General features: G+C 71.4%; 15 protein-coding genes. 9 read left to right on the forward strand and 6 right to left on the reverse strand.

The window, feature by feature from the left end; genetic code table 11:
• Positions 1-53: 53 nt before the first annotated feature.
• On the forward strand, positions 54-1,076 hold the full coding sequence (locus ACFWH5_RS13670; protein ID WP_378835437.1) for a DUF817 domain-containing protein: 1,023 nt from the start codon (positions 54-56) through the stop codon (positions 1,074-1,076).
• A gap of 22 nt (positions 1,077-1,098) precedes the next feature.
• On the opposite strand, the gene ACFWH5_RS13675 is transcribed toward ACFWH5_RS13670, so the two are convergent.
• Positions 1,099-2,616 carry a DEAD/DEAH box helicase gene (locus tag ACFWH5_RS13675; protein WP_378835440.1) on the reverse strand — a complete coding sequence of 506 codons (1,518 nt, stop codon included), beginning with the start codon at positions 2,614-2,616 and terminating at the stop codon, positions 1,099-1,101.
• Between the two features lie 181 nt (positions 2,617-2,797).
• Between ACFWH5_RS13675 and ACFWH5_RS13680 the strand changes: the two genes are divergently transcribed.
• On the forward strand, positions 2,798-3,508 hold the full coding sequence (locus tag ACFWH5_RS13680; RefSeq protein WP_378835442.1) for a ferritin-like fold-containing protein: 711 nt from the start codon (positions 2,798-2,800) through the stop codon (positions 3,506-3,508).
• Positions 3,509-3,541: 33 nt separating this feature from the next.
• Here the strand turns inward: ACFWH5_RS13680 and ACFWH5_RS13685 are convergent, their stop codons facing one another.
• On the reverse strand, positions 3,542-3,829 hold the full coding sequence (locus ACFWH5_RS13685; protein WP_378835445.1) for a hypothetical protein: 288 nt from the start codon (positions 3,827-3,829) through the stop codon (positions 3,542-3,544).
• A 1-nt stretch (position 3,830) separates the two neighbouring features.
• Positions 3,831-4,055 (reverse strand): DUF3107 domain-containing protein, encoded by a 225-nt coding sequence (locus ACFWH5_RS13690; RefSeq protein WP_378835447.1) that lies wholly within the window; start codon positions 4,053-4,055, stop codon positions 3,831-3,833.
• A gap of 158 nt (positions 4,056-4,213) precedes the next feature.
• Here ACFWH5_RS13690 and ACFWH5_RS13695 point away from each other — a divergent pair, with 158 nt between their 5' ends.
• Positions 4,214-7,468 carry an ATP-dependent helicase gene (locus ACFWH5_RS13695; protein ID WP_378835449.1) on the forward strand — a complete coding sequence of 1,085 codons (3,255 nt, stop codon included), beginning with the start codon at positions 4,214-4,216 and terminating at the stop codon, positions 7,466-7,468.
• Positions 7,469-7,542: 74 nt separating this feature from the next.
• Entirely contained in the window at positions 7,543-10,977 is a 3,435-nt protein-coding gene (locus ACFWH5_RS13700) for a UvrD-helicase domain-containing protein (protein WP_378835804.1), read from the forward strand.
• Here the strand turns inward: ACFWH5_RS13700 and ACFWH5_RS13705 are convergent.
• Positions 10,923-12,296 (reverse strand): phosphotransferase, encoded by a 1,374-nt coding sequence (locus ACFWH5_RS13705; protein ID WP_378835451.1) that lies wholly within the window; start codon positions 12,294-12,296, stop codon positions 10,923-10,925. The two genes, ACFWH5_RS13700 and ACFWH5_RS13705, sit on opposite strands and share 55 nt — an antisense overlap.
• On the opposite strand from ACFWH5_RS13705, the gene nudC reads away from it, so the two are divergent.
• A complete protein-coding gene (gene nudC / locus ACFWH5_RS13710; protein ID WP_378835453.1) occupies positions 12,295-13,332 on the forward strand; it encodes an NAD(+) diphosphatase in 1,038 nt (345 codons plus the stop codon). The genes ACFWH5_RS13705 and nudC overlap by 2 nt on opposite strands.
• The gene (locus ACFWH5_RS13715) at positions 13,329-15,050 is read left to right on the forward strand and encodes an ATP-dependent helicase (protein ID WP_378835456.1); all 1,722 of its coding nucleotides are present in this window, start codon (positions 13,329-13,331) and stop codon (positions 15,048-15,050) included. The genes nudC and ACFWH5_RS13715 overlap by 4 nt, the downstream gene beginning before the upstream one ends.
• Positions 15,051-15,854: 804 nt before the next feature.
• Here ACFWH5_RS13715 and ACFWH5_RS13720 read toward each other — a convergent pair.
• Positions 15,855-17,387 carry a zinc-dependent metalloprotease gene (locus ACFWH5_RS13720; RefSeq protein ID WP_378835458.1) on the reverse strand — a complete coding sequence of 511 codons (1,533 nt, stop codon included), beginning with the start codon at positions 17,385-17,387 and terminating at the stop codon, positions 15,855-15,857.
• Positions 17,388-17,507: 120 nt separating this feature from the next.
• Here ACFWH5_RS13720 and ACFWH5_RS13725 point away from each other — a divergent pair, with 120 nt between their 5' ends.
• From ACFWH5_RS13725 to ACFWH5_RS13735, 3 genes are all read left to right on the forward strand, one after another.
• Complete coding sequence (locus ACFWH5_RS13725) at positions 17,508-18,602, forward strand: PDZ domain-containing protein (protein WP_378835460.1); 1,095 nt, start codon at positions 17,508-17,510, stop codon at positions 18,600-18,602.
• A 100-nt stretch (positions 18,603-18,702) separates the two neighbouring features.
• Positions 18,703-21,633 carry a UPF0182 family protein gene (locus tag ACFWH5_RS13730; RefSeq protein WP_378835463.1) on the forward strand — a complete coding sequence of 977 codons (2,931 nt, stop codon included), beginning with the start codon at positions 18,703-18,705 and terminating at the stop codon, positions 21,631-21,633.
• Between the two features lie 179 nt (positions 21,634-21,812).
• Positions 21,813-22,001, forward strand: coding sequence for a DUF1918 domain-containing protein (locus ACFWH5_RS13735; protein ID WP_378835465.1), 189 nt, complete (start codon positions 21,813-21,815; stop codon positions 21,999-22,001).
• Here the strand turns inward: ACFWH5_RS13735 and ACFWH5_RS13740 are convergent.
• Positions 21,989-22,537, reverse strand: coding sequence for a DUF488 family protein (locus ACFWH5_RS13740; RefSeq protein ID WP_378835468.1), 549 nt, complete (start codon positions 22,535-22,537; stop codon positions 21,989-21,991). The two genes, ACFWH5_RS13735 and ACFWH5_RS13740, sit on opposite strands and share 13 nt — an antisense overlap.
• Between the last annotated feature and the right edge of the window lie 5 nt (positions 22,538-22,542).

The following is a 22,542-nucleotide window of genomic DNA, read 5'->3' on the forward strand; positions in this document are numbered from 1 at the left end:
CTGTCAGCCTTCTCCCCGCGAACACGCCGCCGCACGTCGATAGCGTCGGAAGCATGCAACGGGGGACGGGGCTCGAGCAGCGCATCGACGCGATCGCCGACCGGATGCTGCGCGACGCATCCGAGAGCGGCGTCAGAGCCGGCCTGATCGAGTTCACCGTCTTCGTGCTGAAACAGGCATGGGCATGCGCCTTCGGCGCCGCCCTGCTGCTCGTGATCGTCTCGGCCCGGCTGTTCTACCCCGACGACGCCGCACTCGCGCGCGACGACCTGCTGACGATCGCGGCGGTGCTGATCCAGGTCGTCATGCTCGCGCTGCGGCTCGAGACCGTGCGGGAGCTGCGGGTGATCGTGCTCTTCCACCTGACCGGCACCGTGATGGAGCTCTTCAAGACCGACATGGGATCGTGGGCGTATGCCGCCGACGGCGTGCTGCGCATCGCCGGCGTGCCTCTGTTCAGCGGGTTCATGTACGCAGCCGTCGGGTCGTACATGGTGCGGGTGCACCGGTTGTTCGACCTCGGCTTCAGCCGCTACCCGCGCCGGTGGCTCACCGCACTCGTCGCGGCGGCGATCTACGCGAACTTCTTCACCCACCACTTCTGGTGGGATGCGCGATGGGTGCTGCTCGCCGCCGTCGCCGTGTTGTGGTGGCCGACGGTGATGCACGCCCGCATCCGGCGGCGCGTCCTGCGCCTGCCTCTGCTCGCCGTCTTCGCCGGGGTAGCCCTGTTCATCTGGCTCGCCGAGAACATCGCCACCTGGGCGGGCGCGTGGGCCTACCCGAACCAGGTCGCCGGCTGGGAGCCGGTCTCGATCAGCAAGATCGTGTCGTGGTTCCTGCTGATGATCATCTCGGTCGTGCTCGTGACCTGGGTGTATCCGCCCGCGGCTCCCGCGTCCGAGCATCCCGCATCCGAGCATCCGGGGTCCGAGCATCCCGCATCCGGGCATCCGGCGTCCGAGCATCCCGCTCCCGCCGACGCGACCCCGCACCTGTCACACTTTTCGGCGAAGGGCACGTCGTTCGACGTGACAGTCGCTGAAAAGTGTGACAGTCGTGCGGACGACGATTGAGCCGCTGCCCTCGGCAGCCGCGTCAGGCGCCGGTGGGAGCGGCCCCGCCGCTGCGGCGGCGACGACGACGGCGCTGCGGCGCCGGCTTGCCGTCGCGGTGCTCATGCGTGGCGTCGCCGTCGTGCGTGCCGGCGCCCTCCGCGTCGCGATCGACGGACGGTGCGGATGCTGCCGCCGACGCGCCCGATGCGGCATCCGCGCCCTCGGCGAAGGTCGAGCCGACCGCGTCCTCCGCGCGCCGGCGACGGCGACGACGGCGGGTCGTGCCCTCCGAGGTGCCCTCGGCCGCGGCATCCGCCGCCTTCTGCGGCTGGCGACCGCGCCGCTCGCCGGCGGGCTTCTCGGACTTGGGGGCCGTCGCAAGACGGCCCTTGGTGCCCTCGGGGATGTTCAGCTCGGCGTACAGGTGCGGGCTCGACGAATACGTCTCGACAGGCTCCGGCTGTCCGAAGTCCAGCGCGCGGTTGATGAGGGCCCACTTGTGCAGGTCCTCCCAGTCGACGAAGGTGACCGCGATGCCGGTCTTGCCCGCACGCCCGGTGCGGCCCGCACGGTGCAGGTACGTCTTCTCCTCGTCGGGGATGGTGTGGTTGATCACGTGCGTGACGTCGTCGACGTCGATGCCGCGGGCGGCCACGTCGGTGGCGACCAGCACGTCGCGCTTGCCGGCCTTGAACGCCGCCATCGAGCGCTCGCGCTGCTCCTGGCCCATGTCGCCGTGCACGCCGCCGACGTTGAAGCCGCGGTCGCCGAGCTCGTCGACCAGCCGCTGCGCGGCGCGCTTGGTGCGGGTGAAGATGACGGTCTTGCCCCGGCCCTCGGCCTGCAGGATGCGGGCGATGACCTCGTCCTTGTCGAGGGAGTGGGCGCGGTAGACGATGTGCTTGATGTTCGCCTGCGTGAGGCCCTCGTCGGGGTCGTTCGCGCGGATGTGGATCGGGTTCGTCATGAACCGGCGGGCGAGTGCCACGATCGGGCCGGGCATCGTCGCCGAGAACAGCTGCGTGTGGCGCACGGCGGGCACCTTCGAGAAGATCTTCTCGATGTCGGCGAGGAAGCCGAGGTCGAGCATCTTGTCGGCCTCGTCCAGCACGACCTCGGTCGCGTTCGACAGGTCGAGCAGACGCTGGTTGGCCAGGTCGATGAGGCGGCCGGGCGTGCCGACGACGATCTGCGCGCCGGCCTTCAGCTGGTCGATCTGACCCTCGTACGCCTTGCCGCCGTAGATGGCCACGACGCTCGTGGAGCGGTTGGAGGTGAGCAGGTCGATGTCCTCGTAGACCTGGACGGCCAGTTCACGGGTGGGCACCACGATGAGCGCCTTGACACCGTGCTCCGGGTTCTGCCCCAGGCGCTGCACGACCGGGATGCCGAAGCCGAAGGTCTTGCCCGTGCCGGTCTTGGCCTGGCCGATGATGTCCTGCCCGGGAAGGCCGAGCGGGATGGTCTGCTCCTGGATGGGGAACGCGTCGACGATCCCCTTGGACGCGAGGGCGTCGAGGATGTCCTGATCGATTCCGAGATCAGCGAATGAAGTCACAGTATGTTCTTGCCTGTCCGGCGGCTGCGCGACTGCGTGCCGCGCCAGCGGCGCCTCGTAACGGATCCACGCCGTCTCACTGCTGTCACAGGCGCGGGGCCCTGCTCCGATGGCAGGGTGGGTCCAGCCTACCGGAGGGGCGCTCCCCGGCGGGATCCGGCCGGGCGGGTAATCTGGGCGGGTGGTCAACTGGTTCCGGAAGCGCAAGCCGCAGCGTCGCACCCTCTCGCTGCGCAGCCGAGGTGAGGTCGGCGACGCGCAGCGGGTCGACTTCGCGGAGCTCGCCCCCGAGCTGAACCGCTTCCTCGGTCAGGCCGCGTACCTGCAGCTGGGCTACTTCGAGACGCTCACCCGCGGCATCCGCGGCACCCTCGAACTCGATCGCAAGGAGGCGCTGTCGCGAGCTGCGGGAGCGGCCCTGGCCAAGCACCGGGGCATCGTCGAGGTCATCACAGAGCGCGGTGACGACCCCACGCAGATCATGCTGCCGTTCCGCGAGAACCTCGACGCGTTCCGCCGCAAGACGATCGGCGCGCGGCCGGAGGAGACCCTGCTGTCGGTGTACCTCACGGCCGGCATGCTCGACGACTTCTACCTCGCCCTGGCGTCGAGCTACGGCGAGACCGGGCAGCGCGTCGCCGGCATCCTGCGCGAGGACGATGCCAGGCACGAGATCATCGCCATCATCCAGGCGACGATCGAGAGCGACGAGGAGTGGCGCTCGCTGCTGTCGATGTGGGGCAGGCGTCTGGTCGGCGACACGCTGCTGGTGTGCCGCGGGGCCCTCCGCCCCGAGCGGCTCGCCGCCGACGACACCCGCATCGAGCCGGTGTACACCGAGTTGATGGGCGCGCACGCCCGCCGCATGGACGCGATGGGGCTCGCCTCGTAGCATCCCCCCGCCGCGTGATCGGAGAGGGGATGCTCAGATGCCGAGCGCCTGCTTCGCCGTGGCGTCGTGGTGACGACGCTGCGCCGTGATCGTCAGCGTGACGAGCAGGGCGAGCACGAGCCCGCCGCCGATGCTCGCGACCCAGAGCCAGACGCTGCTCTCACCGATGCCCGTCCACTGCAGGATCGTGTAGATCGCCGCGGCCGCGGCCGTCGAGATCGCCGGGGTCACCGCCACCCCGCGCAGTTCGCGGTGCGGCAGCAGAAAGTGGAGGGCGACGCCGAACGCGCACGCGGCGATCAGCGCGAGGAGGATGTACATGTCAGGCGACGAAGCCGACCCGGCGCGACTCCTCGGTGCCGAGTTCGACGTACGCGAGGTTCGCGGTCGGGACGATGTACGAACTGCCCTTCGCATCGGTGAAGCTGATGTGGCTGGCGCTCTGGTCGAGCGCGGCGGTGATCTGCGCACGCACGTCGTCGGCGCTGCTCGAGGTGTCGAAGTTCAGCTCACGGCCGGTGTTGATGATGCCGATGCGGATTTCCACGCGCTCTCCTCCAGGTGGTCGGACATCGCAACTCTACCGGCTGGAGTCGGCGCGGGATCGGCGCCCGCGGCTGATTTCGCCGTGGGCGCACAGGGGCCGTCCGGGCGCGCGGCCGGGATCGGCCGGGGATGTCGGCGCGCCCCGCTAGCGTGGATTCCGTGACCGAGGATGCCGTGATCGACGAGGGCCAGCGCGTCGTGGTGGATGCCGCCGCGACGGCGTCCGCCGTCATCATCGGCGCGCCGGGCACAGGCAAGACGCAGGCGCTCGTCGAGCGTGTCGTGCACCTGCTCGATCCCGATCGCGGCGGCCTCGCTCCGGAGGAGCTGCTGGTGCTCACCCCGAGCCGCCAGGCGGCCACCGCGCTGCGCGACCGGATCGGCGTACGCGTGCGGGAGGCGACCCCCGGCGCACTCGCGCGCTCACTCGGATCGTTCGCCTTCCAGCTCGTGCGCGGCGCGATGGTGCGCGAGGGCGGCGATCCGCCCGCCCTTCTCACCGGCGCGGATCAGGATCGGATCATCGCCGAGCTGCTCGCGGGCGACCTCGAGGACGGTGTCATCGACTGGCCCGATGCGCTCGGCGCGCCCGTACGCGCCTCGAAGGCGTTCCGGTCGGAGCTGCGGGCGTTCCTCGCCGAGTGCACCGAGCTGGGGGCGGATGCCGCGGCGCTGCGCGCCACCGGTGACGAGGCCTGGATGGCGGTCGCGGACTTCCTCGAGGAGTACCGTCGCGTGCTCGACGGCATGAGGTCGGCGCACCGCGATGCCGCCGACCTCGTCGCCGAGGCGACCTCGGTGCTGCGCACGGCGGATGCCGCCGGCCTCGGCCCGCTCGCCGACCTGCGTGTCGTGCTCATCGACGACGCGCAGGAGCTCACCCGCGGGGGAATCGAGATCGTCCGCGCGCTGCGGGCCAGGGGAGTGTCGGTTCTCGCGTTCGGAGACCCCGACATCTCGTCGGGCGCCTTCCGCGGTGCGAGTCCCGAGCTGTTCTCGCAGCTGGCCGCAGAGCTCGGCCGCGTGATGGTGCTCGACGCTCCGCACCGCCAGGTGGCGCCGCTCACGGCGCTCACCCGCACCGTCACGCAGTCGATCGGTGCGGCAGGACGCATCGAGCATCGGCGTCCGCCGCAGTCCGCCGAACAGGGGGTCGGAGACGCGGATGGCGAGGTGACGGCGTACCTGGCGGCATCGCCGTACGAGGAGCTCGACCGCATCGCCGGCACGCTGCGCGACTGGTTCCTCACGCACGGCGTCGCCTGGCAGGACATGGCGGTGATCGCACACGACACCCGGCAGGTGTCGATGCTCGAGGCCGAGCTGGCGGCGCGCGAGATCCCCACCAGGGCGGCCGGGGTGCAGCGTCCGCTCGGCGACGAGGGCGCCGTGCGCGACCTCGTCGGGCTGGTCAGCCTCTCGCTGCTGCCGGTGGACGAGCGCACCCCGCAGCAGCTCGAGGAGGCGCTGCTCTCGCCGTTCGGCGGCATGGACGCGATCGGACTGCGTCGCCTGCGGGCCAGGCTGCGCCACCAGGAGCTCGCCGCGGACGGCGCGACGCCGGCGCGCGAGCTGCTGCGGCGGGCGATGGCCGATCCGTTCCCGCTCTCCCTGATCGACGCCCCCGAGGCGCGTGCCGCCGCCCGGTTCGCGAAGACCCTGCGCGAGATGTCGACGGCGGCCGAGGACGGCGAGACGATCCATGACCTGCTGTGGCGCGCGTGGGATGCGGCGCGAGCGGTCGACGGACGGCCGCTGCAGACGGTGTGGCGCGAGATCGCGCTGCAGGCGACCGGCGGCGAGACCGCCAGGGCGCTCGATGCGCTGGTCGCCCTGTTCGATGCGGCGAAGCGGTTCGTCGAGCGCACCCCGAACGAGAAGCCCGAACGCTTCGTGCGCGACATCCTGGGCAGCGAGGTCCCCGAGGACACGCTGTCGGCACCCGAGCGCCCGGGCCGGGTGACCCTGCTGACCCCGGCGACCGCGCTGGGCACCCAGTTCGACGCCGTCGTGGTCGCCGGCGTGCAGGACGGCGTCTGGCCGAACGTGCGCCTGCGCGGCGGGATGCTGCACACCTGGCGCCTCGCCGACGCGCTCACCGCGCAGCGCACCGGCGTCGAGCATCCTGCACCCGGTGTGCTCGATCGCCGACGGGCGGCGCTGCACGACGAGCTGCGGCTGTTCGTGCGCGCGATCTCGCGAGCGCGCCGCCGCCTGCTGGTCACCGCGGTCGATGACGACGACCTCACGCCGAGCCCGTTCTTCGCCTTCCTGCCCCGGACCGACCCCGCCGAGCAGCATCCGTCCGCCGAGCATCCGCTTACGCTTCGCGGGCTGGTGGCACGACATCGGCGCACCCTCACGACCGCCGACGCGGCCGCGGTCAGGGCGGATGCCGCCGGCCAGCTCGCCGTGCTCGCACGCGAGGGTGTGCCCGGCGCGGCACCCGAGCAGTGGTACGGGGTGGCCGCGCCGTCGACCGACACCCCGCTGCGCGATCTCGCGATCGACGCGGCGCGGGTGTCGCCGTCGAAGATGGAGACCTTCGAGGAGTGCGGCCTCGGCTGGGTGGTGGCGGCCCTCGGCGGCGACACGGTGCTGCCTCCCGCGGCCGGAATCGGAACGATCATCCACGAGGCGATGGAGCGGCATCCCGACGGCGAGCTCGAGCGGCTGCGCGAGGTGCTCGCCGAGCACTGGCCGGAGCTGGATTTCGACACGGAGTGGATCGGCCGCAAGGAGCGCCGTCGGGCCGACCAGTTCATCGATCGCCTGCACCGTTATCTGGGTGACGTGCGCCGTGACGGCGGCCGGATGCTGGCGGGCGAAGTGGAGTTCCGCTTCGCCGTCGAGGTGCCCGAGAGTCCCTCGGAGGCGGTGCCCGAGGTGCTGCGGCTCGACGCGGAGGCGCCGGATGCCGCGGCGTCGCGGCGGGCGGTGATCCACGGGTTCATCGATCGGGTCGAGGCCTACCCGCCCGGTGCCGGAGAGCACGCGCCGGCGCGCGGGCAGAAATGGACGCCGATGAGCGGAGAGGGGGAGCGCGTGGTCGTGGTCGATCTGAAGACGGGCAAGCACGACCCCGAGAGCGACGCGAAGGTGGCGGAGCACGCCCAGCTCGCCGCCTACCAGATCGCGGTCGAACAGGGCCTCATCGAGGGCGCCGATCCCGCCGCACTCGGGGGAGCGCGGCTGGTGCTGGTCGCGAAGACGCTGGCGAAGAGCGACTACCGGGTCGCGCACCAGCCGGCCCTCGACGACGAGACCCGTGCGCGGTTCCTGCACCGCGTGGCCGACGCTGCCAGGGGCATGTCGGCGAGCAGCTTCACCGCACAGGTCGAGACGCACTGCGCCGACACCCAGGGGCGAGTGAAGTCCTGCCGCATCCACGCGATCCCGGCGGTGAGCGCGTGATCCCCGCGCTGCACCCGGGCAGCGCCGTCGCACCGCCCGGGGCTTACGCCGACGCCTGGCCGACGACGCCCCGCATCTCCGCCACCGACGTCGCGGCCGCCCTCGGGCTGCCTCGCCCCACCGCCGCCCAGCAGCGCGTCATCGAGGCGCCGCCGACGCCCGCGCTGGTGGTCGCGGGGGCCGGCAGCGGCAAGACCGAGACCATGTCGGGCCGGGTCGTCTGGCTGGTCGCGAACGACCTGGTGCGCCGCGACGAGATCCTCGGGCTCACCTTCACGCGCAAGGCCGCGGGCGAGCTCGCGGAGCGCATCGCCGCGCGGCTCGCGGTGATCGACGAGTACGGCCGGCGCGGGCTGCTCGCCCACCTGCCCGACATCGTCACGTCCGATGCGCTGCGTCGCGTCGACGAGGCGGCGCCGGGCCGCCAGCGCGAACTGGTGCGCACCCACGTGCTCGACGAGCTCGCCGTGCGATTCGGCACCGGATGGACCGCAGGGGCGCCGCGCACCGCCGAGGACCTCATGATCCGCCCGCGGGTGTCGACGTACAACGCCTTCGCCGACGGCATCGTGCGCGAGCACGCCGCGCGCATCGGGCGGGACTCGGACGTCGCGATGCTCAGCCAGGCGGGATCCTGGATGCTGGCGCGCGAGATCGTGCTGCGGGCCGACCTGCCCGCGCTCGAGGACATCGACTTCACGGTGAACACGGTCGTCGACGCCGTGCAGCGCCTGGCCGGAGACGCACTCGACCACCGGGCCGATCTGGATCTCGCCGCCCGGATCGCCGTCGAGCAGGCGCAGGCCTTCGCGCCGTACCGCGGCAACGTCGACATCGAGAAGGCGGCGTCGAACCTGCTCGCCGTGCCCACGCTCGCCGCGCTGGTGAAGGAGTACATCGCAGAGAAGCAGCGCCGCGGTGTGCTCGACTTCGCCGACCAGGTCAGCGGCGCGTACGACATCATCGATTCCGCCTCCGACGTGCGCGCCGAGCTGCGCGAGCAGCACCGCGTCGTGCTGCTGGACGAGTACCAGGACACGTCGGTCATCCAGACCCGCTTCCTCGCCGAGCTCTTCCGCGACACGGCCGTCATGGCGGTCGGCGACCCGCACCAGTCGATCTACGGCTGGCGCGGAGCCAGTGCCGACAACCTGTACGCGTTCTCGCGCTCGTTCGCCCGTGAGCAGTCCGCGAGCACGTACAGCCTGATGACCAGCTGGCGCAACGACCGCCGCATCCTCGACATCGCCAACCGCGTGCTCGCACCGCTCCAGCGACCCGGACTCGACGTGCCCCCGCTCGAGCCGCGGCCCGGCGCGGGTGACGGCAGCGTCGCCGTGCGCTTCCCGTTCACCGTGGACGACGAGGCGGGTGAGGTCGCCGACTGGTTCGCCGCGCGCCGGGCCGAGCACGCCGCCTCCGGCCGAAGCGAGCCGCACACCGGCGCGATCCTGTTCCGCTCCAAGAAGCACATGCAGACCTTCGCGGCGGCGCTCGCATCCCGTGGCATCCCGCACCGCATCCTCGGGCTCGGCGGCCTGCTCGCCACGCCCGAGGTCGTCGACGTCGTCTCCGTCCTGCGGGTGATCCAGGACCCCAACGCCGGATCCGCCCTCATCCGGCTCCTGGTGGGGCCGCGTTTCGGCGTCGGCGTGGCCGACATGGCGGCGCTGTACGACCTGGCGACCGAGCTCTCCCGGCGCGACAGCGCGCTGCTGCCGCTGCCCGACGAGCTGCGCGCCCGCATCCGCGCCTCACGGGGGGCCGACGAAGCGGTCTCCATCGTCGACGCCGTCGACGTGGTGCGCAGTCTGCGCGACGACTACCGCCTGCTCGCGCAGATCAGCCCGGAGGGCAGGGCGCGCCTGCGCGCGGCGGGCGAGATGCTCGAGCGGCTGCGCCGCGCCGCCACGCAGCCGATCCCCGAACTGCTCCGGCTCATCGAGCTCGAGCTGCGCCTGGACATCGAGCTCGCGGCGAACGAGACGCGCGGCCCCGCTCGCGTCGCCTCCACTCAGCTGCGCGCGTTCACCGACGAGGTGCGGGCGTTCCTGTCGGCCGACCAGCGCGGCACGATCAGCAGCCTGATCGCGTGGCTCGACAAGGCCGAGAGCACCGATGAGCTCATGCCGCGTCCCGAGCCGCCCGAGCCCGGCGTCGTGCAGCTGCTCACGATCCACGGCTCGAAAGGGCTGGAATGGGATGCCGTCGCCGTCGTGCGCCTCGTCGACGACGAGCTGCCGTCGCGGGTGAGCGACACCTCGGGCTGGTTCGGCTTCGGGATGCTGCCGTTCGCCCTGCGCGGCGACGTCGATGCGCTGCCCCGCTTCGAGTGGGACCCGAAGGAGGCGATGGGCGCCGCCGGACACGATCCGGTCAAGCGTGAGAAGGCGGCGAAGGACGCGCTGTGCGCCGGCGTCACCAAGGCGTTCCCGTCGGGCGGGGCGCTGCGCCGATTCAAGGACGCGTACCGTGCGTACCAGCAGCAGGAGGAGCGCCGGCTCGCGTATGTCACCGTCACCCGGGCCCGCACCGACCTGCTGCTCACCGGCGCCCACTGGGCGGGCCAGAAGAGCCCCCGCACGCCGAGTCCCTACCTGAACGAGGCGATCGACGTGCTGGGCCTCGATCCGATCGGCACCGTCGATCCCGACGAGAACCCCTACGAGGGCACCGGCATGACGACGCAGTGGCCGCTCGATCCGCTCGGCGGGCGCCGCGCGGTGGTCAGCGCCGCGGCCGATGACGTGCGTCGCGCGCTCGCCCACGCCGACCGCATCGAGCCGAGTGCGCAGCTCGCCCGGCTGCTCGCGGAGCGGGAGGCCAGACTGCGCGGGGTGGACGCCGTCGTACCGACCCGCGTGCCGGCATCGCGGTTCAAGGACTACGTCACCGACTTCGAGGGCACCATCGGCAGCATCGTGCGCCCGATGCCCGAGAAGCCGTATCGGCAGACCCGGCTGGGCACGCTGTTCCACGCCTGGGTGGAGCGCCGATCCGAGCAGGTCGGTGTCGGCACCCGCATCGACGAGGGACTGTGGGAGGCCGATGACGAGATGCCCGACTCCGGCGACGTCTCGGATGCGGATGCCGCCGATCTGGCCGAGCTGCAGGAGCGCTTCGAGCGCAGCGAGTGGGCGGCCCTCAAGCCGATCGCCGTCGAGATGGAGATCGACTTCGCGCTCGGGGCGTCGTCGGGCGACGCGGGCCGGCCCGAGGAGGGCCATATCGTGATCTGCAAGCTCGACGCGGTCTATCGGCGCGACGGACGCATCGAGATCGTGGACTGGAAGACCGGTCGCGCACCGCGCACCGCGGCGGAGCGCGACGAGCGGATGCTGCAGCTCGCGCTCTACCGGCTGGCGTACCACCGTCGCTTCGGGGTGCCGCTGGAAGAGATCGACGTCGTGCTGTACTACGTGGCCGACGACCTGGTGATCCGCGGCGACCGGGTCTACTCGGAGGAGGAGCTCGTCCAGCGCTGGAGGGCGGCGCGCGCCGCGCGCTGAGCTTCGTCCTCCGGGGCGATGTCGGCATCCGCCTGTCGATCCGGCGTTCGCCGTGACGATCCGGGCGATGAGCCGCGCACACCCGAGATCTCGGTGAGGTCCTGCGTCTCCTGCTCCTCGTCGCCGGACACGCCTGCGGCACCGTCGTCGCGGCCTCCGGCCGCGTCGACGGCATCCGTGGCGCCGCGGTCGTCGTCAGCGGCACCGTCGGCGGGCGCGTCGGCGCCGTCCCGGCCGGCAGACGGGACGTCGTCCTCGTCGGGCCACAGGTCGGAAGCGCGGTAGGCGTCGGTCTGCATCGACGTGTCGATCGCCGTCGCCGCGGTGTCCGGCACCCGGTCGAGCACGTCCAGGGCGGAGTCCACCCCTCCGGTGTACGCCGCCGTGACCCGCAGATCGTCGCTGCGCAGGCCGTCCGCGAGCGACTCCAGGAGCGCCGCCGCGTCGTCGACGATGTCGGGACGGCGCATCTCGGCGCCGTGCACCAGCCAGCGGGCGAACTCGAGCTCGGCGTGCAGGCGAGCGCGCACGCGCAGGGCGTCGTCGGTGGCGCGAGAGGACGTCTCGGCGTATGCGGCATGCACGTCGTTCGCCGCATCCGGCGCACCGGACAGCCAGCCGAGATCCTCGGCCGGGTCCCCGACCGAGAGTCCGCGCCAGCCGAGCACGCCGATGACCTGCGGGCCCTCGTCCGGGTCGTCCTCGAAGAGGAACGAGCTCGCCTGCATGCCGCCCAGTGTCACCGCGGTCTCGAACCGCCACAGGTCGTCGTCGCCTGCCGCCTCCCGCCAGCGCACCGTCAGGCGGGCGGGCACGCGACCGGTCGCCGCAGCGCGGTCGACGAGATCCTCGATGTCCTTGCGGACGCCGGCGGCGTCTCGCACGGTCAGCCCCGCCGAGCGTACGACCGACGCGGGCAGGGCGTGCAGCGCCGCGGTGGCCGCCCCGATCGACATCGCGGCCCCGCGACCCGCCGGGATGTCCGCCGCGTCGATCTGGAAGCCGGGCAGCAGCTCGGTCACCAGTGCGCTGGCCGTACCGACCTGCGTCTCGCCGACGTACGTGGGGGCCTGGAACGGCAGCATCTCGCGTGCTCCCGCGGTCAGTGCGCGCAGCGCCAGCGACTCCTCGGCGAGCTCACGCGCCGCTGCGTCGTCGCCGGCAGCGCGGATCGCCAGCTCACGGCCGTCGGCGAGGGTCGCGACGGCCGAGTCGAACCGCCCGTCTCCGTCGGAGGTGAGCGCGCGGGCGCCGACCACCTCCGCCCCGGGCAGTGCGGCCGTGACCGCCGCCGCTAGAGTGAAAGAAGAGCGTGCCATGCTCTCCAGGGTAGGTCTGCACCCGGGGCGGCACGCCCACGCCACGCCCGCGCACCGGCAGACGGCCGGCTGCGCGGCCGAAGGCGCAGCCGCGCACGACAGCAGGGAGTTCCGGATGAGCGACGAGCGAGAGCTGCTCGATCGGACGGCGGAGCTGCGCGGCGATGCCGACGTCATCGACCGGCTGCGCGCCGATCCGCGCACGCGGGTCGTCGCAGTGCGTGAGGGCCGGGTGCGCCTCGATCCCGAGGGGCAGGGAGCCGTCGTGCGGGTGCCGGTCGACGCGGTGGATGCGGCGGACTGGGCCCTGCTCGGGCGTGACGCCGACGGCACCCCGCTGCTGCTGGCGTCCGTCGCTGCGGAGCCGGACACCATCGACGCCGCCCCCGACGAGAGCTGGTTCGGGCTGCGCGACGCCGGAGACCGCCTCGCCGCGAGCGAGTTCGAGCTGTTCGTCACGGCGATCGCCTTGGGCGGATGGCTCGCCGAGTCGCGGTTCTGCTCCTCCTGCGGTGCGCAGCTGGAGCTGCGCCAGGCCGGCTGGTCGAGATGGTGCGCCGGATGCTCCCGTGAGCACTTCCCGCGCACGGACCCGGCCGTGATCGTCGCCGTCGAGAGCGCGGATGGGGAGCGGCTGCTGTTGGGCGCCAACGCCACCTGGCGCGGCAGGATGTACTCCTGCTTCGCGGGCTTCGTCGAAGCAGGGGAATCCCTCGAGCACACCATCCACCGTGAGCTGTTCGAAGAGGCCGGCGTGCGGCTGCGCAGCGTCCGCTACGTCTCCTCGCAGCCCTGGCCGTATCCGCGCTCGCTGATGATCGGATTCCGCGCCGTCGCGGTCGATGACCGCACCGAGGCCGACGGCGAGGAGATCATCGACGTGCGCTGGCTCACCCGAGCCGAGATCGGCGCGGCGCTCGCCGGAGACGGCCCGGTGGGTCTGCCCGGCGAAGCCTCCATCGCACGACGGCTGATCCGCGACTGGTACGAGGAGCGCGCAGGCGCCGGCGGGGGCGAGCGGAGTACCTCGCGGTGAGTGCACTGGACGCCCTCGACGAGCGACAGCGCGAGGCGGCATCCGTGCTGCGCGGACCGGTGGCGGTGCTCGCCGGAGCCGGCACCGGCAAGACCCGCGTCATCACGCATCGCATCGCGCACGGTGTCGACACCGGCGCCTACACGCCCTCGCGCGTGATGGCGGTCACCTTCACCGCGAAGGCCGCGGGGGAGCTGCGCGGACGACTGCGCGCGCTGGGGGTCGGCGGCGTGTCCGCACGCACCTTCCACTCCGCGGCCCTCGCGCAGCTGAACTTCTTCTGGCCGACCCTCACCGGCGACACCGCGCCGACGATCGTCAACAACAAGGTGCGCCTGCTCGGTCAGGCGGCGGACGGCCTGCGACTGCGACCGAGCACCGCGACCCTGCGGGACATCGCCTCGGAGATCGAATGGCGCAAGGTGTCGATGCTCTCGATCGACCAGTACGCCGAGCAGAACCGGCCGATCACCGGCATCAGCGCCGAGGCGCTCATCGAGCTGCAGGCGGCGTACGAGGCGCTCAAGGACGAACGCCGCCAGCTGGACTTCGAGGACGTGCTTCTCGCCTGCGCAGGGATGCTCGAGGCCGAGCCCCGCGTCGCGGCTTCGGTGCACGAGCAGTACCGGCACTTCACCGTCGACGAGTTCCAGGACGTCTCGCCGCTGCAGAACCGCCTGCTGGAGCTGTGGCTCGGCGACCGGCGCGACGTGTGCGTGGTGGGTGATGCGAGCCAGACGATCTACTCGTTCGCGGGCGCGCAGCAGCGCTATCTGCTGGAGTTCGAGCGCCGGTACACCGACGCCACCGTCGTGCGGCTCGAGACGAACTACCGTTCGCAGGCGCCCATCCTCACCGCGGCCAACGCCCTCATGCACGGTCGGCCCGGCGCGCTCGAGCTGGTGCCCGCGCGCGACGGGTTCGGCGCCGAGACCCCGACCGTCACCGGGTACGACGGCGATCGCGAAGAGGCCGACGGCGTGGCCGCGGCGATCGCGCGCCGCATCTCGTCCGGCGCGTCTCCGGCCGAGATCGCCGTGCTGTACCGTGCTCACGCCCAGTCGGGCGTGCTCCAGCAGGCGCTCGCCGAGCGCGGCATCCCGACGAGCGTGCTCGGCGGCACGCGGTTCTTCGACATGCCCGAGGTGCGGCAGGCCGTGCTCGCCCTGCGAGGGGCAGCCGTGGCACCTTCGGATGCCGGATTCCTGCCGAACGTGCGGGACGTGCTGCGCAGTCTCGGCCTGACCGACGAGCCGCCCGCGGCGGGAGGCGCCCAGCGCGACGGCTGGGAGGCGCGCCGCGCGATCCTTCGTCTGGCGGAGGAGGCGCCCGCGGGCACGACACTGCGTCAGTTCGCCGATGACCTGATGGCGCGAGCGAAGGATCAGCACGAACCCGAGCTGCAGACGGTGACCCTCTCGACTCTGCATGCGGCGAAGGGACTCGAATGGCCGCACGTGTTCCTCACCGGCTGGTCGGAGGGATTCCTGCCCATCTCGTACGCGACGTCCTTCGAGCAGATCGACGAGGAGCGCCGGCTCGCGTACGTCGGCATCACGCGGGCCGCGCGAACCCTGGCACTGTCATGGTCGCGGTCGGCAGGGCGGGGTGAGCGGTCGCCGTCGCGTTTTCTCGCGGAGATCGGGACCACGTCTCGCGGCACGGGCATTCTGCGTGATGGCGCACCGAATGCCAGGAGCGGCGCCCGTCGGGGCTGACGCGCACCATCAGTCCGGCGGACGGCGTCGGCGTGCGGAGGATGCGGCCGACCAGCTCGGCGGCGCCCGCGACGCGTGTCGCGGCGATCGGCCCCGCGGCGCGGCCCACCAGCTGCGCGTGCAGCATCGGCCACGCCGCATCGCGCGTGCGCTCGTGGGCGTCGCGGCACGACAGGCAGGGGGTTTCGCCGGGGATGACGAGCGGCCCGACCGTGGTGGCGTCCCGTTCGAAGGCGACCGGCAGGTGCGGCACATCGTCGCGCAGGTAGGGCACCAGCTGCAGCGCGGCTGCCGCGCCCTCGACGACGATGACGCCGATCGCGTCCCGGTCGCCTCTCGCGCCCGGTGCGATGCCCTCGTCGACGAGTGCTTCCCGCAGGCGCTGCACTGCCCGGCTGTCCGACACGTTCACCGCCTCGATCCACGCCGGCGGCGTCGGCGGGTGATCGTCGACGAGCACGGGCCGCAGCGCGTCGAAGACTCGCCGCGCGGCGTCACGGGGCGCGCCGACGCCGTGCGCGACGACATCGAACGCACTGCGCCGGATACCGGCCCGCAGACGGCCGAGCAGCGGCTCGATCCAGTCGGCCTCGACACGCACGCGCACGATGTCCTCGATCCCGAACTGCACCGTGCTGTCGTCCCGCCAGAGCACCGGATAGCGCGGATCGAGACGCGTCAGCGTCGGGGGAGTGAGAGGACTCATGTCCTGATTGTCGTCGCCGCGCGCCGGGCACGACCGCGGATCCGCGCATCTGTGGACAGATCCGAGGGGATCGCGGCATGTGCAGCGCGAAGCGCGGCTCAGACCGGCCGGTCTCCCTCGGGACGCTCATCCGGGTCGCCGGGCGCGTCGGCATCCGTCTCCTCGGTCTGCGGAGCGTCGCCGAGAGACTCCGCCGCGTCGGCCTGCGCCGGGTCTTCCGGCGCAGCATCGACCGCCGGGTCTTCCGGCGCAGCATCGGCCGCCGCATCGCCCGGCGCAGCATCCGCCGCCGCATCGTCGGACTCCTCGCCGCCGAAGTCGTCACCGGCGAGCAGCCGCTCCAGCGCCTCGTCGAACTCGTCCGTCGCCGGCGTCTCGCCTCGCGCCATCGACTGCAGACGGGCGATCAGCGCCGCGGGGTCGTCGATGTCGGCGGACTGGGGCATGAGATCGGGGTAGTCCCAGAGTGAATCGCGGCCGACGATGCCGACGGCATCCGTCACCGCCCGCCACATCGCCGACGCCTCACGCAGACGCCGCGGTCGCAGCTTCAGCCCGACCAGCGCGCCCAGAGCGTCCTCCGCCGGCCCGCCGACCGCACGACGCCGGCGGGCGGCCTCGGCCAGACGCGGCCCGTCCGGAAGGCGCGCGATCGCCTGCTCGGTGACCACATCCACCCAGCCGTCGATCGTGGCGAGCAGATTCTCCAGGCGGGTGAGCGCCTCGCGCTGCGCCTCGGTCTGGGCAGGCAGAAGCTCGCCTCCCTCGATCGCCGCTCGCAGCTCCTCGGGGTTCGTCGGGTCGAGGCGAGAGGCCACATCCTCGAGGGCGTCCACGTCGACGGTCACCCCGCGCGCGAAATCGGTGATCTGCGACAGCAGGTGCAGGTGCAGCCATTTGGCATGCCGGTACAACCGGGCGTAGGCCAGTTCGCGCACCGCCAGGTACAGGGCGATCTGGTCTTCGGGGACCTCCAGTCCCGCGCCGAAGGCCGCGATGTTCTGCGGGATGACGGCGGCTGTCCCCGCCGGCAGCACGGGGATGCCCACGTCGCCGCCCGAGACGACCTCGAGGGAGAGCCGGCCGAGGACCTGACCGAACTGGGCGGCGAACAGCGAGCCGCCCAGACCCCGCATCAGCTGCCCCGCGCCCTGCACCAGACCCTGCATCTCCTCCGGCACCTGCCCCTCGAGCGCACCCGTGAGTGCGTCGGCGATGCTGGTGGAGACGGGGGAGGCGATCTCCTTCCACACCGGAAGCGTCTTCGACACCCAGTCGCCCCTCGTCATCGCCTGGGGTGCCGAGCCGAGCTCGGAGAGCGTGGTCGCCTCGCTGAGCCACAGGTTCGCCAGCGAGAACGCGTCATCCAGCGAGGAGCGCGCGCCGTCCGTGATGGCCTGCCCGTCGCGGTTGGCGATGTGCAGCGCCTGCCGTTCGGCGCTCTGCCAGGGATCGCCGCCGAACGCGCCCTGCAGCTGTGACATGAACGCCGACATCGTGCTCGGATCGAACGACGCGTCGCCCATGCCCGACAGTGCATCGCGCAGCGACTCGGGGTCGATCTGGCCACCCGACATCATGCGCCGCAGCAGCTCTTCGAAGTCCTTCGGATCCTGTTCGTCATCTGCCATGCGATCGCCCTCTCAGCATGCCCGTAGCGTCTGCGTTCTACGCTAGTCACACGATCCTGTGCCGGGCCCCGGCGCGCGCGGATCGCTGTACGCCGCTCGCGAACGCCCCGGAGGTCCGCCGTGTCCCAACGCCGCAATGGTCGCGTGGTCTCGGGCATCATCGCGCTCAGCATCTCGCTCGTGGCGCTGATGGGACTGACCTTCATCCCCACCCCGTACGTGATCCAGCAGCCGGGGCCGGTGTACGACGCGCTCGGCACCGCGCTGAGCGCGGACGGCACCGAGGTGCCGCTCATCGACGTGGAGGGCGCCGAGACGTTCCCCACCGCCGGCGCCCTCGACCTCACCACCGTCCAGGTGGTCGGCAACCGGCAGCATCCGCCGACCTGGTTCCAACTGATGATGGCGTGGTTCGATCGCACCCGCGCGGTCGTGCCGATCGACACCGTCTTCCCCGAGGGGGTCACGTCCGACGAGCGCGACGAGCAGAACGCCGCGCTGATGGTCGACTCGCAGCACGAGGCGACCGCGGCCGCGCTGAGCGAGCTCGGCTACGACGTGGGCGCGACGGTCGAGGTCGTGCAGGCGCTGGAGGGCTCGCCCGCCGAGGGCGAGCTGGAAGAGGGCGACAGCATCCTCGCCATCGACGGCTCCGCGGTCAGCTCGGCGACCGCGCTGCGCGACGCGATCCAGGAGGCCGGCGGCGACGAGGTGAAGCTGACGGTGGAGCGCGACGGCGAGAACAGGACGGTGGCGCTCACCCCGGAGAAGACCGAGGATGCCGCGGGCGAGGCGGTCTGGCTGATCGGCATCACGCTCACCACCGATTACGACTTCCCGGTCGAGGTGAAGCTGCAGCTCGACAACGTCGGCGGTCCCAGCGCGGGCATGATGTTCGCGCTCGGCATCATCGACACGTTGACGCCCGGCCGGCTCAACGGCGGCGAGAAGGTCGCGGGCACGGGCACCATCGACGGCTCGGGCACCGTGGGCCCGATCGGCGGCATCCGCCAGAAGCTGTACGGCGCCGCGGATGCCGGGGCGGAGTACTTCCTGGCACCCGCGGACAACTGCGACGAGGTGGTGGGACACGTCCCCGACGGGCTGCAGGTGTTCCGCACCGAGGATCTCGACGAGTCCCTCGAGATCCTCGAGGTCATCGCCGAGGGCGGCGACACCTCTGAGCTCGCCACGTGCGCGGCGTCGGCGCGCTGACCGCACGCCGATCCGCATCCGTCGGGCGGCGCTCACCCGGGTGTTCCGCGCTGAGCGTATCTCGCGGCCCGGTCATAGCCCGCCTGCCTAGGATGTAAGGGTGACCACGACCTCAGCGCCGAATCCGGCCACGCCCAACGCCACCCGCCGAATCCTCGCGATATCGGTGGCCGTCATCGCGGCCGTCATCGCGGCCTTCTTCATCTTCGCCTCGCTGTACACCGAGTACCTCTGGTTCGACCAGCTGGACTTCGCCTCGGTGCTCACCACGCAGTGGATCGCGACGGCGTCGATGTTCCTGATCGGCTTCCTCGGCATGGCGGTGCCGATCTTCGTCTGCATCCAGCTCGCCTACCGGCTGCGTCCGGTGTACGTGCGGCTGAGCTCCCAGCTCGACCGCTATCAGGAGATCATCGAGCCGCTGCGCCGCCTGGCCATGTGGGGCATGCCGGTGTTCTTCGGCGTGTTCGCGGGCTTCGCCTCCGCCGGCAACTGGAAGGTCGTCTGGCTGTGGGCCAACGGCGTCACCACCGACACGCTCGACCCGCAGTTCGGCGTCGACACCGGCTTCTACCTGTTCGCGATGCCGTTCTACTCGGTGCTGCTCGCCTTCGTCTCGGCGGTGCTGCTGCTGTGCCTCGTGATCACCGCCCTGGTGTCGTACCTGTACGGCTCGGTGCGCATCGGTCAGCGCGAGCTGCGCATCTCGAAGCCCGCGCGCATCCAGCTCGCGGTGCTCGCAGGTCTCTACCTCGCCGTGCAGGCGGTCAGCCTGTGGCTCGACCGCTACCTCATGCTCGTGCAGGACGACGGTCGCATCACCGGTGCCGCGTACACCGGTGTCAACGCCAGCATCCCCGGTCTCGCCATCCTCTCGATCATCGCGGCCGTGGTGGCTGTGCTGTTCTTCGTCACCGCCGTGATCGGCCGCTGGCGCTTTCCGCTGGCGGCGACCGCACTGTTCATCGTCGCCTCGCTCGTGGTCGGCGTCGGCTACCCCTGGGTCGTGACCACCTTCCAGGTGAACCCGAACCAGAACGCCTACCAGGCGCCGTTCTATGAGCGCAACATCGATGCCACCAAGGAGGCGTACGGATTCGCCGACATGGAAGTCACGCCGTTCGAGGCGGAGACCGACACCGAACCCGGTCAGCTGCGCGAGGACGCCGAGACCACGGCATCCGTGCGCGTCATGGACCCCGCGATCATCGGCCCGACGGTGCGGCAGCTCGAGCAGTATCGCTCCTACTACCAGTTCGCCCCCGAGCTCGACGTCGACCGCTACGAGATCGACGGCACGATGCAGGACACCGTGGTCTCGGTGCGCGACCTCGACATGAGCCGCCTCGGCGGCGGTGACAGCTGGAACAACCGCGTCGCGGTGTACACCCACGGCTACGGCCTGGTGGCACTCGCCGGCAACCAGCGCACCAACGACGGCGAGCCGGTGTTCCTGGAGCGCGGCATCCCGTCGTCCGGCTTCCTCACCGAGCGCGAGGACTTCGAGCCGCGGGTGTACTTCGGCGAGTCGTCGCCGGAGTACTCCATCGTCGGCGCACCCGAGGGCAGGGAGCCGGTCGAGATCGACTACCCGCGCGGTGAGGACGGCGCCAGCGACACGAAGACGACGTTCGCCGGCGACGGCGGACCGCGCATCGGCAACACCTTCACCAAACTGCTCTATGCGCTGAAGTTCCAGTCGGAGCAGATCCTGTTCTCCGACCTGGTGAACTCCGAGTCGCAGATCCTCTACGACCGCGACCCGCGTGACCGCGTGAAGAAGGTCGCGCCGTATCTGACGCTGGACCAGGACCCGTACCCGAGCGTGGTCGACGGACGCATCGTCTGGATCGTGGACGGCTTCACCACCAGCGCGAGCTACCCGTACTCCAAGACGGTGAGCATGCAGGAGGCGATCGCCGACTCGCGCACACCGGCCTCGGCGGTGGCGTTCGACAACATCAACTACATCCGCAACTCGGTGAAGGCCACCGTCGACGCGTACGACGGCTCGGTGACGCTGTACGCCTGGGACGACGAGGACCCGATCCTCGAGGCCTGGCAGAAGGTGTACCCGTCGACGGTCAAGCCGATCAGTGAGATGTCGGGCGAGCTGATGAGTCACGTGCGGTACCCGACCGACCTGTTCAAGGTGCAGCGCGCCATGCTGGGCGTCTACCACATCGACAACGTCCGCTCCTTCCAGCAGGAGGACAACCGCTGGCAGACGCCGGACGACCCGCGGGCCGAGAACCGCTCGCAGCCGCCGTACTACCTGTCGATGCAGATGCCGGGGCAGGAGTCGCCGCGATTCTCGATGTTCTCCACCTTCATCCCCGCGTCGCAGCAGGGTGAGACGCGCGAGGTGCTGATGGGCTATCTCGCCGTCGACTCGGATGCCGGCTCGACGGCGGGGGAGAAGTCCGAAGGGTACGGCCAGTTGCGGATGCTGGAGATCGACACGGCCACCACGGTGCCAGGCCCCGGCCAGGTGCAGAACACCTTCGACTCCGACACGGCGATCGCCGATCAGCTGAACGTGCTGACGCTCGGAAACTCCGAGGTCAGGTACGGCAACCTGCTGACGCTGCCCGTCGGCGGCGGCCTGCTGTACGTGCAGCCGGTGTTCGTGCAGTCATCCGAGGGCACGAAGCTGCCCAACCTGCGCAAGGTGCTCGTCGCGTTCGGCGACCGGGTGGCCTTCGAGGACACGCTGACCGAAGCCCTCGACGTGCTGTTCGGCGGCGATGCCGGCGCGGCGGGCGGAGACGAGAACGTCCAGCCCGAGCCCGGTGAAGGTGAGGGCGAAGGCGACGGTGAAGCCGAGGGCGAGACCCCGCCCGACGAGGGTGGAGTCGATACGCCTGGGGATGCCGAGGCGCAGGCTCTGACCGCGGCGCGCGACGCTCTCGCCGCACGTGACGCGGCTCTGAAGGCCGGCGATCTGGAGCAGTTCGCCATCGAGGACAAGAAGCTCACCGCGGCGATCGAGAAGCTGCTCGAGCTTCAGGAGCAGACCGCAGCGGAGTGATCTTCCGCCGTTCGAGCGAGGGCGTCCCTGCGGGGGCGCCCTCGCTCGCTGCATCCGGCGCCGAGAACCCTCGGTGCCGAGAAGTTTCGATGCCGAGATGGTTCGACGCCGAGTACCCCTGGCGGCGAGAGCCGGCTGCGCGCAGAATGAGGGCATCGACCCGAGCTGAGGAGGCTGGAATGCAGATCGCGGTGGGTGCCCGGATCGTGATCCACGGCGCACGCGTGGGCGCCGGGGAGCGCCACGGCGAGGTGCGGGAGGTGCGCGGCGACGGCGGTGGCCCGCCCTATCTGGTGCGGTTCGATGACGGACGTGAGTCGCTCATCTTCCCCGGCGCCGACTGCGAGGTCGAGTATCACGCGGGATAGACGACGGTCCCGTCAGGGCGCGCGTCGGCACCCGGTGTGAGATGCGCGGCATCCAGCCGCCCGCCGGGCATGATGTGCACCACCTCGTCGCCCGCGGCGAGCAGATGATCGGCGATGATGCGACGGTGACAGCGCCACCACACCGCCTCGGCGCACATCACCGCGGGTTGCGCGGCGCGATGCTCGCGCAGCATCCGCAGCCCTTCGCGGAAGGCGTCGGAGAGCGCGTGGTCGGCGTAGTTGTGGAAGCTGCGATTGCGCCAGAGGGCGTTCGTCTCCTCGGGCACGCTGCGCACCCGCTTCCGCAGACCGCCGAGCTCGGCGATCCGCAGATAGCGGATGCCGGCGTCGGGCAGCGCCGCGGCGAGCACGGTGTCGTCGAACTGAGGGTTGCGACGAGACCCCGGCATCTTGCGCACATCGCAGACGAGGGATGCTCCGGCATCCGTCAGCATCCCGATGAACTCCTCGAGGCTGTGGTCGGAGTGGCCGACGGTGAAGAACGTCACGCCATCTCGCTCCTTCGGCTCGGTCATGCCCG

This window comes from Microbacterium sp. NPDC058345 (genome assembly GCF_042723855.1).
Lineage (GTDB): Bacteria > Actinomycetota > Actinomycetes > Actinomycetales > Microbacteriaceae > Microbacterium.